Origin of the sequence: Pseudomonas sp. MF6747 (genome assembly GCF_963890955.1) — a bacterium.
GTDB lineage: Bacteria > Pseudomonadota > Gammaproteobacteria > Pseudomonadales > Pseudomonadaceae > Aquipseudomonas.
Genome location: NZ_CAWPSZ010000002.1, coordinates 177,004 through 191,423, shown reverse-complemented (window position 1 = coordinate 191,423; position 14,420 = coordinate 177,004). Strand labels below are relative to the sequence as shown.

11 protein-coding genes are annotated in these 14,420 nt (G+C 61.7%); 6 read left to right on the top strand and 5 right to left on the bottom strand.

The window, feature by feature from the left end; genetic code table 11:
* The first annotated feature begins 156 nt into the window (after positions 1-156).
* Complete coding sequence (locus tag AACW30_RS03190) at positions 157-2,244, top strand: TonB-dependent receptor (protein WP_200624266.1); 2,088 nt, start codon at positions 157-159, stop codon at positions 2,242-2,244.
* Between the two features lie 83 nt (positions 2,245-2,327).
* Here AACW30_RS03190 and AACW30_RS03185 read toward each other — a convergent pair whose 3' ends face one another.
* The 3 genes from AACW30_RS03185 to AACW30_RS03175 all read right to left on the bottom strand — a co-directional run bounded on the left by AACW30_RS03185 (position 2,328) and on the right by AACW30_RS03175 (position 6,906).
* Complete coding sequence (locus AACW30_RS03185) at positions 2,328-2,540, bottom strand: hypothetical protein (RefSeq protein ID WP_106577435.1); 213 nt, start codon at positions 2,538-2,540, stop codon at positions 2,328-2,330.
* 234 nt (positions 2,541-2,774) lie between these two features.
* Positions 2,775-3,881 carry an agmatine deiminase gene (gene aguA, locus AACW30_RS03180; RefSeq protein ID WP_200624265.1) on the bottom strand — a complete coding sequence of 369 codons (1,107 nt, stop codon included), beginning with the start codon at positions 3,879-3,881 and terminating at the stop codon, positions 2,775-2,777.
* A 121-nt stretch (positions 3,882-4,002) separates the two neighbouring features.
* On the bottom strand, positions 4,003-6,906 hold the full coding sequence (locus AACW30_RS03175; protein WP_200624264.1) for an aminotransferase: 2,904 nt from the start codon (positions 6,904-6,906) through the stop codon (positions 4,003-4,005).
* Between the two features lie 151 nt (positions 6,907-7,057).
* Here AACW30_RS03175 and rfbB point away from each other — a divergent pair, with 151 nt between their 5' ends.
* The 4 genes from rfbB (at position 7,058) to AACW30_RS03155 (ending at position 11,874) form a co-directional block, all read left to right on the top strand.
* Positions 7,058-8,140 carry a dTDP-glucose 4,6-dehydratase gene (rfbB, locus tag AACW30_RS03170; RefSeq protein ID WP_106577432.1) on the top strand — a complete coding sequence of 361 codons (1,083 nt, stop codon included), beginning with the start codon at positions 7,058-7,060 and terminating at the stop codon, positions 8,138-8,140.
* Between the two features lie 61 nt (positions 8,141-8,201).
* A complete protein-coding gene (locus AACW30_RS03165) occupies positions 8,202-10,010 on the top strand; it encodes a sensor histidine kinase (RefSeq protein ID WP_106577431.1) in 1,809 nt (602 codons plus the stop codon).
* Positions 10,007-11,392, top strand: coding sequence for a sigma-54-dependent transcriptional regulator (locus AACW30_RS03160; protein ID WP_119738161.1), 1,386 nt, complete (start codon positions 10,007-10,009; stop codon positions 11,390-11,392). The genes AACW30_RS03165 and AACW30_RS03160 overlap by 4 nt, the downstream gene beginning before the upstream one ends.
* A 26-nt stretch (positions 11,393-11,418) precedes the next feature.
* Positions 11,419-11,874 carry a thioesterase domain-containing protein gene (locus AACW30_RS03155; protein WP_200624263.1) on the top strand — a complete coding sequence of 152 codons (456 nt, stop codon included), beginning with the start codon at positions 11,419-11,421 and terminating at the stop codon, positions 11,872-11,874.
* A gap of 348 nt (positions 11,875-12,222) precedes the next feature.
* Here the strand turns inward: AACW30_RS03155 and cysQ are convergent, their stop codons facing one another.
* Both cysQ and nudE read right to left on the bottom strand, forming a co-directional pair.
* Entirely contained in the window at positions 12,223-13,059 is an 837-nt protein-coding gene (gene cysQ / locus AACW30_RS03150) for a 3'(2'),5'-bisphosphate nucleotidase CysQ (protein ID WP_200624262.1), read from the bottom strand.
* Complete coding sequence (gene nudE, locus AACW30_RS03145; RefSeq protein ID WP_106577427.1) at positions 13,056-13,622, bottom strand: ADP compounds hydrolase NudE; 567 nt, start codon at positions 13,620-13,622, stop codon at positions 13,056-13,058. Before nudE ends, cysQ begins: the two co-directional genes overlap by 4 nt.
* A gap of 87 nt (positions 13,623-13,709) precedes the next feature.
* On the opposite strand from nudE, the gene yrfG reads away from it, so the two are divergent.
* The gene (gene yrfG, locus AACW30_RS03140) at positions 13,710-14,372 is read left to right on the top strand and encodes a GMP/IMP nucleotidase (RefSeq protein ID WP_106577426.1); all 663 of its coding nucleotides are present in this window, start codon (positions 13,710-13,712) and stop codon (positions 14,370-14,372) included.
* The last annotated feature ends 48 nt before the right edge of the window (positions 14,373-14,420 follow it).

The window sequence follows — 14,420 nt, the reverse complement described above, 5'->3', positions numbered from 1 at the left end:
GTGTGAAAGCCAGAAAATCGCTTAAAGCCGCTAAAAAAACACATCAAGTAACACTTTCCAAAGCCTACATTTTTGGGAATGCATAACGTGCGCAAATGCAAAGCATTACCATTAACGCGTACATTCCTTCCCGAACTTTTTTGGATAGATTCCTCCATGCCAGTCTCTCGCCTGACGCCCGTTACCCTTGGGCTTTCTGCTCTGCTGTCTGCTGGTTTTGCCTGCGCCACCACGATTTTGCCGCAAACCTCGATCAGCACCGAAGTTGACGAAGACGACCCACGCGTCAAAGAGACCCACACCGCCACCCGCACTGCCACGTCAGTGCGTTATGTGCCGCAGGCCATCGATTCGGTAAAAACCGAAACCCTGCGCGCCTACGGCACCAACGATCTGGGCCAGGCGTTAAGCGGCATTCCCAACGTAAGCAGCGGCGCCGACACGCGCTTCGACAGCCTGCGCATTCGTGGTTTCGACGCAAGCAACGACTTCTACCTGGACGGCATTCGCGACGACAGCCAATACGTGCGCGACCTGCATAACATCGAACGCATTGAGGTGCTCAAAGGCCCGGCAGCCGTGCTGTACGGGCGCGGCGGTCAGGGCGGGATCGTCAACCGCGTGAGCAAATTGCCCACCGCGGGTCACCCCTCCAGCATCGAAGCCCAGGGCGGCAGCCATGATTTGCGCAGCCTGTATGCCGACCTCAGCACCGACCCCACAGACGACATCAGCCTGCGTCTGAACATGGGCAACCAGGACAACAACAGTTTTCGCGATGGCGTCAGTGGCAATCGCCAGCTGTTTGCGCCATCGATTAGCTGGCAACTGACGCCCGACCTCAATTGGTTGGTGCAATACGAATACAGCCGCTACAACCGCACGCCGGACCGCGGTATTCCCGGAGTCAACGGGCGCCCGGCAGACGTGAGCCGCAGCGCCACCTATTTTGATAGCCGCGATTACATCGACGACAAGTCTCAGTCGCTGCGCTCCAGGCTCGCTTATGAACTCAACGCCAACTGGCAACTGCGCCACACCTTGGGCGTGTTCAAGCTCGACAGCGATTTCGACAACACCTACCAGACCGGCTACGACCCGAAAACCAACAAGGTCACGCGCCAGCGCTGGCAGCAGGATTTGACCACCCGCAATGTATTCAACAACCTCGAGCTGGAAGGCGCTTTCGACACCTTCGGCCTGGAGCACCGCCTGCTCACCGGCCTGGAGCTGGGCAGCCAGCGCCGCGACCCGAAACTGTATACCGCCACCGCCGTCAATCGTGGCGGCCAAGCCGTGCCGAGCCTGGATCTCAACCAGCCCAACCGCCACCTGAGCCACAACGGGCCGATGAGTCTTTCAAGTTACAACCACACCGAAGTCGAAAGTCGCGCCGTGTACGTGCAGGACCAACTGCGCCTCAACGATCAATGGCAACTGCTGGCTGGCCTGCGCTATGACCATTTCGAAGTGGACACCACCAGCAAGGTGCTCAACACCCGGCAAGCTGTCGATAGCCGCAGCACCAGCCCGCGCGTCGGCCTGGTATGGACGCCGCTGGAACATCACTCGTTTTATGCCTCGTGGAGCAAAACCTTCTCCCCCGCGGGCGGTGGCCTGATCGGTATCACGCCCAATGCCGCTGGCAGCGTCAACGACCTGAGCCCTGAACTGACCAAACAGAAGGAAATCGGCGTGAAGAGTGATTGGCTCGATGACCGCCTGAGCACCACCCTCGCCGTGTACGAGCTTGAGCTTTATAACCGCCGCACCAGCGACCCGCTCGACCGCACCATCACCCTGCTCACAGGCATGCAACGCTCGCGCGGCGTGGAACTGACGGCCACCGGCAAGCTCGTCGGCAATTGGTATGTGCGTGGTGGCATCGGCCTGCAGGATGCCAAGGTCGAGAAGGACAATAATGGCTTTGAAGGCAAGCGCATCAGCGATGTGGCCAAGCGCAATGGCAGCTTGTTTATCACCTGGAAACCCGAGATGGGCTGGTACGCCGAAACCGGTCTGACCCTGGTGGGTGACCGTTACGCCGACAACCTCAACACCGTGGCGCTACCAGGTTATGGGCGATGGGACGCGTTGGCCGGGTTCCGCCAGAAGGAATGGGACGTACGCGCGGCGCTGAACAATATTGCCGATAAAAACTATTACGCTTCGGCCACCAGTGCGGCGCAGATCCAGCCGGGCGAGCCACGTAGCCTGGTTGTAACGGGCACCTACAGTTTCTAAAACCTCACACCCTGATGTGCGAGCGGGCTTGGCTGCGATGCCATCGCAGGCAAGCCCGCTGCCATCACTGATCTCAGTGCTGGTCAGTTTTTCAACAATTCACACAACGCGCGCACTTCATCCTCACTGAACAGCCCCGCCGGGTAACGTTCACTCATCACGCGGCGCAGGTCAGCTTGCCTGACCCGTCGCGAGCCGTTTGCCTTCAACCAGAGCGCCAACGCACGGATCGCATCACCGTTGACCCGCGTGGGGTGGAACGGGCGCGTGTAGATCAGGTTGATATCGGCATTCATTTCAGCGCTCTCTCCTACTGCGTGAGCGGCTAACTTACTCAAGGTTTGTGACAGAACTGCGCAGTCATCGCCTTGAGTCACTGTGACGACATCGATACAAGAGCTATGCCAATGTCCCGTATTTACAGGCATTCGGACACAAAAAAGCCCGCGGCCGTGCAGGGCCGCGGGCTTGCTATTAGCGCTACGAACGGGTAGCGCCGGGCTGTTGCTCAGACGCTGTTACAACTGCACTCAGTTTTTGTGCGGCGCCGGTTGTTGTTGGGTCAGGCAATGGATATTGCCGCCACCCAGTAACAGTTCGCGCCCCGGCACCATCACCACTTCGTGCTGCGGGAACAGGCTCTGCAGAATCCCCTTGGCCTGACTGTCCAACGGGTCGTCGAAGCTTGGCGCGATGATGCCGCCGTTGACGATCAGGAAGTTCACGTAGGAACCGGCCAACCGCACGCTTGGGTTACGTTCCTGGCTACCGTCCACCGGGTCGACGCCCGCGCACTCTTCTTCGGTGGCATACAGCGGCCCCGGGATCGGCATTTTGTGCACTATGAATGCGCGCCCGTGGGCGTCGGTGCTGCTTTGCAGCACGTCCATGGCAGCGTGGCAACGCGCGTAGTTCGGGTCTTGCGGGTCGTCGGTCCACGCCAGCAGCACTTCGCCTGGGCGCACATAGCAGCAGAAGTTATCCACATGACCATCGGTTTCGTCATTGAACAGCCCGTCCGGCAACCAGATGATCTTATCCACAGCCAGATTGGCGCTGAGCACCGCTTCGATGGCCGCGCGATCCAGGTGCGGATTGCGGTTGCGGTTTAACAGGCATTCTTCGGTGGTGATCAACGTGCCTTCGCCGTCCACATGGATCGAGCCACCTTCCAGCACGAAGCCTTCGGTGCGGTAGCGCGGCGCACGTTCGATCTCGAGAACCTTGCCGCCTACCTGCGAATCGCGGTTCCACGGCGCGTACAGGCCGCCATCGAAACCGCCCCAAGCATTGAAATCCCAGTTCACGCCGCGCACTTCGCCGCTGTTGTTGATCACGAAGGTTGGGCCGGTGTCGCGCACCCAAGCGTCATCGCTGGACATTTCCACCACGCGGATGTTCGGCACGTCCAACCGCGCGCGCGCGTTTTCGTATTGCCCGGCCGAGACGCCCACCGTCACCGGCTCAAAGCGTGCGATGGCCTTGGCCACCGCCACGTGCGCAGCCTGCGCGGGCTTACCCCCCAGGCGCCAGTTGTCCGGCCGCTCAGGCCAGATCATCCAGGTTTGAGTCTGTGGTGCCCATTCGGCGGGCATGTAGAAGCCATCGGCGCGAGGTGTGCTGTGCAGGGTGGTCATGGCGTTCAGGGCTCCGAATGGGGTGAAAGACCGACTTTATAACGGATAAAAATCGGCTTTAAAAGGTAAAAAAGATGACAATCACAAAACATCACGGCAAATAACCGATAACAATCGACTATTACAACTGCTCATCCAGCACCTTCGACAACATGTCGACGAAGAAGTCCACGCTGCGTTTGGACGTGACCATCGGCGGCTTGATCTTGAGGATATTGAGGTGGTCACCCGTAGGCTGCATGAAAATACCCAGTTCCCGTAACCGGTCACACAGTAACGCCGTTTCTTCGGTGGCCGGTTCAAGCGTATGGCGATCACGCACCAACTCCAGCCCCAGATAGAAGCCGGAGCCATGAACAGCGCCGACCAGTGGGTGACGATCGATCAACTGCTCCAAGCGCGCCTTGAAATGCCCGCCCACCACCTGGGCGTTTTCCCACAGCTTTTCTTCCTGCATCACGTCCAGCACGGCCATGCCGATCTGACAGCTGACCGGGCTGCCCCCCGACGACGAGAAGAAATACCCTTCGGCCTCCAACGCCTCGGCGATTTCGCGCCGGGTGATCACCGCGCCCAACGGCTGGCCGTTCCCCATGCCCTTGGCCATGGTGATGATGTCCGGCACCACGCCCTGCTCTTCAAAGCCCCAGAAAAAGTGGCCCATGCGCCCATACCCCACCTGCACCTCATCGGCGATGCACACGCCGCCCTGGGCGCGCACCCGCGCGTACACCTGCTGCAAATAACCCGGCGGCAGTGAAATGCCCCCCGCATTGCCGTAGACCGGCTCGCATATGAACCCTGCCAACTGGCGGTTACTCGCGGCGATTTTCGCCAGGTTGTGGTCCACGCTTCGCACGTAATCCGGCGCACTGTCCTGCCCACGGAACTCGCCGCGGTAGGTGTTCGGCGCGGTCACCGGGTGCACCCAGTCCGGGCGGCTGCTCAATGCCTGCGGGTTGTCGGCAATCGAGGTCGACACCGCATCCGCCGCCACCGACCAGCCGTGGTACGCCTCCAGCACGCTGAGCATGTCGCGCCCGCCGCTGTAGGCCCAGGCCAGGCGGATCGCCAGGTCATTGGCCTCGGTGCCGCTGTTGACCAGAAACACCCGGTCCATGCCCTCTGGCGCCAATGCCAGCAAACGCTCGGAAAACTCGGCAATCGCCGCATAGTGAAAGCGCGAGTTGGTGTTGAGCAGCGACCATTGCCGCGCCGCCACCGCCGCCATGCGCGGGTGGCCATGGCCCAGCACAGCGACATTGTTGAGCATGTCCAGGTAGGAACGGCCCTGCATGTCGATCAGGTGGTTGCGCCAGCCACGCTCGATGCGCGGTGGGTCGACGTAATAGTGCTTCTGCGAGCGAGCGAAACTGGCATCCCGACGCGCCAGCAGAGCTTCGGCGTCCAGCTCCGGCTCGGCATCACAGGCCAGCCCCAGCAACGCAGCCGGCGACGGGCAGAGGGCTTGCCACGCCGGCGCCCTGGACGGCGTGCAGAACAACGGCGGTTCGAGCTCGGCACGGCATAACTGTACGGTGAGCGGGGCGTGCACCTCACCGAGCAGTTGCCCCTTCACCACCACCGAACCCGGTTTCAACGCGGTTTTCGCGCCGCCTATGCGCAGGCTCAGTTGAGCGTCATGCAAGCACAGCAGACCGTCGTCGCCTTGGCGCAACGTACCGCCAAAGGGCGCTTCCAATACGGTGCCATGAGGCAGATGCAACTCCACGTGAAGCGGGAAAGTCTGCGGCTCGACGGCACTGTCGGCACGCGTTCGCGACAACCGATATTGCCCATACCGACTGGCCGCCAGCCCATGCACGGTCGCCGCTTCATCCAATAACCGGTGGTCTATGCCGGGCAACTCCCAATTGCCGGCCTCGAAATGCGGGCTGAGTACACCCAGGTCGATCAGCGCGAACTCACGCCCTACCAGGCCCGGCAGCAACGGTGCAAAGTCTTGGCCGGCCATCGGCGGCAACGCTTGTGCGACACAGCTCAGGATCGCCGCCTCCATCAGCGCAAACGGCACCGAGGTCGCCACATGAAAAATTTCCCACTCGTGCTCGGCATTTTTCAGCAGGTAAGTGTTGTCAGGATCAAGGCGTTGCTGCTGTTCGCTGCTGAGCACCAGCACCGCCGCGCGCGCCACAATCAGCGGCCACAACGCCTGTAACTCCTCGCGTAGCAATGGCGTCACCGCGTGGCAGGCCTGGACCGCCGGCAGGATGGCAAATGGGTCTCCATCGGCATGGTGCAACAGCGCCGCGCAAGTCACCGACAGGTCGGCAATGCGCCAGGTGTGCACCAGGTCGCCGAAATCAATCACGCCCTGGACCTGCCAATGCCGCTGGGCGTCGCGCTGCCAAACGACGTTGTCATCGGTGATGTCCAGGTGCACGGCTTGCCACGGCAGGTGATCGGCCAAAGGCTGAAGGCGCGTGTGTGCGTGGTTGGCCGCGCGCTCGATGGCGTCGCGGTGCGGCAGGTTATTCAGGTTGGCCAGCAGGTGCGTGATCAGTGCATGGGCGTGGCGCGGGTCCCACTGCAACGTGCGGTCCAGGCCCGGGTGCTCGAAATGCTCAAGTGCGCGGCTGACCTGTCCACACAGCTCACCAAAGCCTGCGATCACGTCACGGCCCAGGTGCGGCAGATGCGTCAGGGGCTGGCCGTCGATATAGTCCAGCAGCCGCAGGTGCACGGTTTGCCCGCCCACCGTGACGCTCAGCACGTCTTCCCCGGTCAGTGCGCGGTTCACCTTGGGCACGCGCACGTGCGCTTGCAGGTCATTGAGGGCGGCGTGCTGGGCCTGCAGTTCAATGGTGGCGTAGTCGCCCCGGCAGATCTTCAGAACGAAGCGGCCACGCTCGCTGTCAACTCGGTAATTGAGGTCTTGTTGGCTGCCCAGCGACTGCAACGCGCCCGTCAAACCGTAATGTTGCTCGAGCAATTGCGCGGCTTGATCGGCGCTTATTTGTGGGCAAGGCAAACTGGCACGATGGATCAACGTGGCGAGCAACATGGTGGCGACCTCTGCTTTTTCAGGCGCTTATATCGCCATTGTTCGGGGCTGTTAATCAACCCCTCATGCATACCGGGCTTGTGCCGTCCCGATTCACAACTCAAGCTATGCCAACTTCGCCAAGTCTTCGTCTAAGGAAAAGGCCCTCGACATGCGTATTCTCATCACCGGCGGTGCCGGTTTTATCGGTTCCGCCCTGGTTCGTCACCTGATTCAAAACACCGAGCACGACGTGCTCAACCTGGACAAACTCACCTACGCCGGCAACCTGGAATCGCTGACCAGCATTGCGTCCAATAGCCGCTATGAGTTCGTGCAGGCCGATATCATCGACCAGGCTGCGGTCAGCGCCGTGATTGCGCGCTTTAAGCCTGAGGCAATCATGCACCTGGCAGCCGAGTCGCATGTCGACCGCTCCATTGATGGCCCGTCGGATTTCATCCAGACCAACATCGTCGGCACTTACAGCCTGCTGGAAGCCACTCGCGCTTACTGGCAAACGCTGGAAGAGCCGGCCAAGAGCGCGTTTCGCTTTCACCACATCTCCACCGATGAGGTTTATGGCGACCTGCACGGCGTGGACGACCTGTTCACTGAAACCACGCCTTACGCGCCAAGCTCGCCGTACTCGGCCAGCAAGGCGGCGTCCGACCACCTGGTCCGCGCGTGGCAGCGCACTTACGGCCTGCCGGTGCTGCTGACCAACTGCTCGAACAACTACGGGCCGTTCCACTTCCCCGAAAAACTGATCCCGCTGGTCATCCTCAACGCCCTCGCCGGCAAGCAACTGCCGGTCTACGGTGATGGCCTGCAAGTGCGCGATTGGCTGTTCGTCGAAGATCACGCTCGCGCGCTGTTGAAAGTGGTTACCGAAGGTGTGGTCGGCGAGACCTACAATATCGGCGGCCACAACGAACAGAAGAATATCGACGTGGTACGCGGCATTTGTGGCCTACTCGAAGAACTGGCACCCAATCGCCCGGCGGGCGTGGAAAAATTCACCGACCTGATCACTTTCGTCAAGGATCGCCCGGGCCACGATCAGCGCTACGCGATCGATGCCAGCAAGATCGAGCACGACCTGGGTTGGGTGCCCGAAGAAACCTTCGAAACCGGCCTGCGCAAAACGGTGCAGTGGTACCTCGATAACCTCGACTGGTGCCGCCGCGTCCAGGACGGCAGCTATCAGGGTGAGCGCCTGGGTAACACCGAGCCAAAAGACCTGATCGCATAACAACAGCATCACGCACCACAGCTAGGCATAATGCGCCTGTCCCCACAGGCGCATGATTCCCATGACTCCACCCCTTCCGCGAAGACCCCGCTGGCGCAGCCTCGCCCTGTTGGCGTTGTGCCTGGCACCGCTGCTGTGGCCGCTGGAACACCTGGCCGAGCGCTATTACCGCAGCGAACTGGCCGGTCAAAACCGCCAGACCCTCGACCTCTACGTCGCCAACCTGCTCGGCACCCTGCACCGCTATGAAGTGCTGCCCCAGATTCTGGGGGACTTGCCGGCCCTGCGCACCGCGCTGGATGCGCCCGATGTCAGCACCAACCTGGTCAACGCCAACCTGTTGCTCAAGAACGTCGCCGCCCAGGCCGGGGTAGAAGTGATGTACCTGATGGACACCACCGGCAAAACGCTCGCCGCCTCCAATTGGGACAAGCAGGACAGCTTTGTCGGGCGCAATTTCTCGTTTCGCCCCTATTTCAGCGAAGCCATGGCCGGGCGCCTGGGCCGGTTTTTCGGCCTGGGCACCACGTCGGCCAAACGCGGCTACTTCTTCGCCGCCGCCGTGCGCGATGGCGACACGATCATCGGTGTGCTGGTGGTCAAGGTTGACCTGGACCATACCGAAAGCCTGTGGGGCAAAACCCCGGAACAACTGCTGGTGACGGACCACAACGGCGTGGTGATCCTTACATCGCGCCCGCAATGGCGATTCCGTGCGACACGGCCGCTGACCGCCGAAGAGCGCCAAGCCATCATCGCGATCCAGCCCTACCCGACGCGCGACCCCCAGCCGCTGGCCTTGAGTACGACGGCATGGCTGCGCCAATCCTCAGCCATTGCCGAAACCGGCTGGACGGTGGAAATTCTGGCGCCGCGCTCGCTGATCAATCGCCCGGTGCGCACGGTGGTAGCGGTCGGCGGCGCCACGTTGCTGGTACTGATGCTGCTGCTGGGCTTGATGATGCAGCGCCGTCGCCATTATCTGGAACGCATCGCGTTTGAAGCCAAGGCGCGCCGCGAACTGGAAGCCCGCGTGATCGAGCGCACCAGCGACCTTGAAGGCCTCAACCGGCGCCTGAAACAGGAAGTGCTTGAGCGCGAACACGCCCAGCAGGAACTGGTTCGCGCCCAGGACGACCTGGTGCAAGCCGGCAAACTGTCAGCGTTGGGGACCATGTCGGCGAGCATCAGCCACGAACTCAATCAACCGCTCGCGGCGATTCGCAGCTACGCAGAAAACGCCGAGATCCTGCTCGACCACGAGCGCACCAATGACGCTCGCGGCAACCTCAAACTGATCAGCGAACTGACCGGGCGCATGGCCTCGATCATCGCGCATCTGCGCGCGTTCGCCCGACGCGACCGCCACGCACCGGAAAGCGTGGCCCTGCAACCGGCGCTGGACGATGCACTGGCGTTGCTGGCCAAGCGGCGACGGTCGATGGAAGTGGAGCTGATCCGCGATTTGCCAGAAGCAACCCTGTGGGTACAAGCCGGCGAAACGCGTCTGCGCCAGGTACTCGGCAACTTGCTGGCCAACGCCCTCGATGCTCTCACCGAAAAAGGCCCGCCGCGCAAACTCTGGTTGAGTGCCCAAACCACCGAACAGGGCGTCAACCTGTACATTCGCGACAACGGTCCAGGCTTTTGCATGGAAGCCCTGGGCCGCGCCAGCGAGCCGTTCTACACCACCAAGACGCGCACCCAGGGCCTTGGGCTGGGGCTGGCAATTTGTGACACGTTGATGCGTGCCTTTGGTGGCGAATTGCTGTTTGCCAACCACAAGGAAGGCGGCGCGCTGTTAACCTTGAAATTGCGTGCCGGCTCGCCGGGCGTCAGTCTGCAACCGTCCGAGGACCGCAGTGTATGAGTATCGATAACCAGATTCAGGTGGTGTTGATCGACGACGATCCACACCTGCGTCAGGCCCTGTGCCAGACCCTGGACCTGGCCGGGCTGAACGTCCTGACCCTGGGCGAAGCCACCGGCCTCACTGCGCGCCTGTCGCGGGACTGGCCGGGCGTGGTGGTCAGCGACATCCGCATGCCCGGCATGGACGGCCTGGAGTTGCTCGCCGAACTGCACGGCCAGGACCCGGAATTGCCGGTGCTGTTGATCACTGGCCACGGCGACGTGCCGCTGGCGGTGCAAGCCATGCGAGCCGGCGCTTATGATTTCCTTGAAAAACCCTTCGCCAGCGATGCCCTGCTCGACAGCGTGCGTCGCGCCCTGGCCCTGCGCCGTCTGGTGCTGGACAACCGCAGCCTGCGCCTGGCCCTCAGTGACCGTCAGCAATTGAGCACGCGCCTGGTCGGGCATTCGCCGCAAATGCTGCGCCTGCGCGAGCAGATCGGCGCCCTGGCCGCGACCCGCGCCGACGTGCTGATCCTCGGCGAAACCGGCGCCGGCAAAGAGGTGGTGGCGCGCGCGCTGCACGACCTGTCCAGCCGACGCAGCGGGCCGTTTGTGGCGATCAACGCCGGCGCACTGGCCGAATCAGTGGTCGAGAGCGAGCTGTTCGGCCATGAGCCGGGAGCGTTTACCGGCGCGCAGAAACGCCGTATCGGCAAATTCGAGTTCGCCAATGGCGGCACGCTGTTTCTCGATGAAATCGAAAGCATGAGCCTGGACGTTCAGGTCAAGCTGTTGCGCCTGTTGCAGGAGCGCGTGGTGGAACGCCTGGGGGGCAATCAACTGATCCCGCTGGATATCCGCATCATCGCTGCCACCAAGGAAGACCTGCGCCAGGCTGCCGATCAGGGTCGCTTCCGCGCCGACTTGTATTACCGCCTCAATGTTGCACCGCTGCGCATTCCACCGTTGCGCGAGCGCGGCGAGGATGCCTTGATGCTGTTTCAACACTTCGCCGACGAGGCCAGCAGCCGTCACGGCCTGCCGCTTAACGAGCTGCAACCAGGCCAACGCGCGCTGCTGCTGCGTCATAGCTGGCCCGGCAATGTGCGCGAACTGCAGAACGCGGCAGAACGCTTTGCCCTGGGGCTCGAACTGGCACTGGACGCCACGGCGGACAACCCTGCCGCTGGCATCCTGACTTCTACGCCCGGCGGCCTGAGCGAACAGGTCGAGCAGTTCGAAAAAAGCCTGATCGCCGCCGAGCTGACCCGCCCCCACAGCTCGGTGCGCAGCCTCGCCGAAGCCTTGGGCATACCGCGCAAAACCCTGCACGACAAACTGCGCAAGCACGGCCTGAACTTCGCCGACAGCGCCAACCACAGCGCCGACGACGAATGACCCTGCCCACTCGCCAAGAGGCCGCCATGAGCCGCGACAGCCGTTACCTGGAATCCATCCTTCACCACGACATCCCGCTTACCCGGGAAATGGGCCTCAAGGTGCTTGACTGGCAACACGGCCAGTTGCAGCTGCACCTGCCCTTGCAAGCCAATATCAACCACAAGAGCACCATGTTTGGCGGCAGCCTGTATTGCGGCGCCGTGCTGGCGGGCTGGGGTTGGCTGCACCTGCAATTGCGCGAAGCAGGCATAGAAGACGGGCATATCGTGATTCAGGAAGGGCAGATCAGCTATCCGCTGCCAGTCACACGGGATGCGACGGTGGTGTGTCGAGCGCCGGAGGAGAAGGTGTGGAAGCGTTTTGTGGCGACGTATAACCGTTATGGTCGCGCGCGGCTGACGCTGGAGACGTGGATTGTGAATGAGGGGAGTGAGGAGCGCGCGGTGGCGTTTACTGGCCAGTACGTCTTGCACCGTTAACCGCCAAACCCCAAAAAAATATGAGCGCTGGATTGCCACGGTGTTTACACAACTTGCGAATGGTGACCCCATCCCCCGTGGCGAGCGGGCTTGCCCCGCGTTGGGCTGCGAAGCAGCCCTAAAACCTGAAACGGCGGTCGGTCAGCAGAGCGCGGTGTTCTTAGTGGGGCCGCTTCGCAGCGCAACGCGGGGCCAGCCCGCTCGCCACGAAAGCTCGTCTGTTACCTATTTTGCGTTTATCGGAAGGTCTGTTGAGGCGCCGCGATAGCGGCCTGACCGTCACAGCGTGAGTGGCTGCTCTACCGTAATCGCAGGCAAGCCAGCTCCCACATTGAATCTAGGCCAGGCTCAGGATCTCGCCAGGGTCAGCAAGCGCTCGCGCCATGCGGCCTTGGCCGGCAGCGCCAAAAAAAACGGGTTCAGCAGCGATTCCCGCGCCGGATAGCTGAACGGCTTACCACTCAACTCCAACACCTCGCCGCCCGCGCCTTCCAACACGCCTTGGGCCGCTGCGGTGTCCCACTGCGACGTCGGCGCCAAACGTGGATAGCAATCGGCACTGCCTTCGGCTAACAGACAGAATTTCAGCGAGCTGCCGATATTCGCCAGCTTCAACGCTCCCAGGCCTTCGCTCAAGCCGTGTAGCAGGCGCTCCTGTTCAGGGCTGCTGTGGCGACGGCTGGCAACCACGGTGAAGGCTTCACCCGCTGCCGGCGCCTGGCGTACCTGAATCTGCTTGGGTGCCTCGTTCACATCAGAGCGCCACGCCCCCAGCCCCGCGCCTCCGAAGTAGCAACGACCACTGGTCGGCATCGATACCACGCCAAACACCACGCGGCCTTGTTCGATCAAGGCGATATTGACGGTGAATTCTTCGCTGCCAGAGATAAATTCCTTGGTGCCATCCAGCGGGTCAACCAGCCACCAGCGCTGCCAGCCCGCACGCACACTCTGGTCGATATCCGCGTCTTCTTCGGACAACACCGGAATGCTCGGGTCGAGCGCGGTAAGGCCGGCGAGAATCAGATGGTGAGCGGCCAGGTCCGCTGCCGTCACCGGCGAGTCATCCGACTTGGAAGTAACCTCCACGTCGGCGCGCCAATACGGCAGGATCACTTCACCCGCCTGACGGGCCAGCTCAATCACAGGGGCAATAAACGGGTGACCTAAAAACAGTTCGCTCATGCGATAAACGCTCCACGCTGGGTCAACAGGTCTCGTACCAGATACAGCGCCGCCAGGGCGCGCCCCTCGCTGAACTGCTCGTTTTGCGCAAGCTGCGACAGCTCGCGCAGGTTAACCCGATCAACCCGCATCGGCTCAGGCTCATCGCCCTCCAGGCGCTCTTCGTACAGATCGGTGGCCAACACCACCTGAATTTTCTGGCTCATGTAGCCGGGCGACAACGACAGCTCGGTAATGTGCTCCAACTGACGCGCGCCATAACCGGCCTCTTCCTTGAGTTCACGGTTGGCCGCCGCCAGCACGTCTTCGCCGGGTTCGATCAGCCCCTTGGGCAACGACACCTCATATTCATCGGTGCCGCCGCAGTACTCCTCCACCAGCAACGCATGATCGTCGTCAATCATCGCCACGATCATCACCGCGCCGTAGCCGGCACCGCGGCCTACCAGGCGCTCGTAGGTCCGTTCAACGCCATTGGAAAAGCGCAATTGCACTTCCTCCACGCGGAACAAACGGCTACTGGCGACTATTTCGCGGGCGAGGACGGTGGGTTTCTGGCGCATAAGCGGCTCCTTGGCGTGATCGGGTTACTATACCGTGGCTTTTCCGATTGTCTGTGTCGGATATCTTTACTTACATGAGAACGCCCCATGCCCTCTTTGCCCTGGCACGCCATCGATACCGTCCTGCTGGACATGGACGGCACCTTGCTCGACCTGCATTTCGACAACCATTTCTGGATGGAGCACCTACCCCAACGCTACGCCGAGCTGCACGGCGTAAGCCGGGCCATGGCCGATAGGGAACTGCAGCCACTGTTCGAGCGTAACGCGGGACAGTTGCAATGGTATTGCCTGGACTTCTGGAGCACGGAACTGAATATTCCGGTGCGCGAACTCAAGCTGGAAACGGCCCACCTGATTGCCCTGCGCCCGGACGCGGATACCTTTCTGGCGGCGATCAAGCAGGCCGGCAAGCGCGTGATTCTGATCACCAACGCTCATCGTGACTCGCTGTCCTTGAAGTTGGAACGCATTGAACTGGCGCCGTATTTCGAGCGGTTGATCAGCTCCCATGACTATGGTTTTGCCAAGGAGAACCCGCAATTCTGGGATGCCCTGCAAGCGGACATCCAGTTCGACCCGGCGCGCAGCCTGTTTATTGATGACACCTTGCCGATCCTGCGCAGTGCCCGGGATTTTGGCGTGGGGCATCTGCTGGCAGTGAAAGAACCGGACAGCAAGAAGGGGCCAAAGGACACGGCAGAGTTTGCGGCGGTGGGGGATTACCGGGATCTGATCGCCGGGCTCTAATCAAAAGTGGGAGCGGGCTTGTGTGAGCGCCGGGCTTGCCCGCGATAT

Coding starts and splice junctions, on each gene's coding strand:
- rfbB (WP_106577432.1), top strand. CDS start 7,058: ATGCGTATTCTCATCACCGGCGGTGCCGGTTTTATCGGTTCCGCCCTG.
- AACW30_RS03190 (WP_200624266.1), top strand. CDS start 157: ATGCCAGTCTCTCGCCTGACGCCCGTTACCCTTGGGCTTTCTGCTCTG.
- AACW30_RS03175 (WP_200624264.1), bottom strand. CDS start 6,906: ATGTTGCTCGCCACGTTGATCCATCGTGCCAGTTTGCCTTGCCCACAA.
- yrfG (WP_106577426.1), top strand. CDS start 13,710: ATGCCCTCTTTGCCCTGGCACGCCATCGATACCGTCCTGCTGGACATG.
- aguA (WP_200624265.1), bottom strand. CDS start 3,881: ATGACCACCCTGCACAGCACACCTCGCGCCGATGGCTTCTACATGCCC.
- AACW30_RS03165 (WP_106577431.1), top strand. CDS start 8,202: ATGACTCCACCCCTTCCGCGAAGACCCCGCTGGCGCAGCCTCGCCCTG.
- AACW30_RS03185 (WP_106577435.1), bottom strand. CDS start 2,540: ATGAATGCCGATATCAACCTGATCTACACGCGCCCGTTCCACCCCACG.
- AACW30_RS03155 (WP_200624263.1), top strand. CDS start 11,419: ATGAGCCGCGACAGCCGTTACCTGGAATCCATCCTTCACCACGACATC.
- AACW30_RS03160 (WP_119738161.1), top strand. CDS start 10,007: ATGAGTATCGATAACCAGATTCAGGTGGTGTTGATCGACGACGATCCA.
- cysQ (WP_200624262.1), bottom strand. CDS start 13,059: ATGAGCGAACTGTTTTTAGGTCACCCGTTTATTGCCCCTGTGATTGAG.
- nudE (WP_106577427.1), bottom strand. CDS start 13,622: ATGCGCCAGAAACCCACCGTCCTCGCCCGCGAAATAGTCGCCAGTAGC.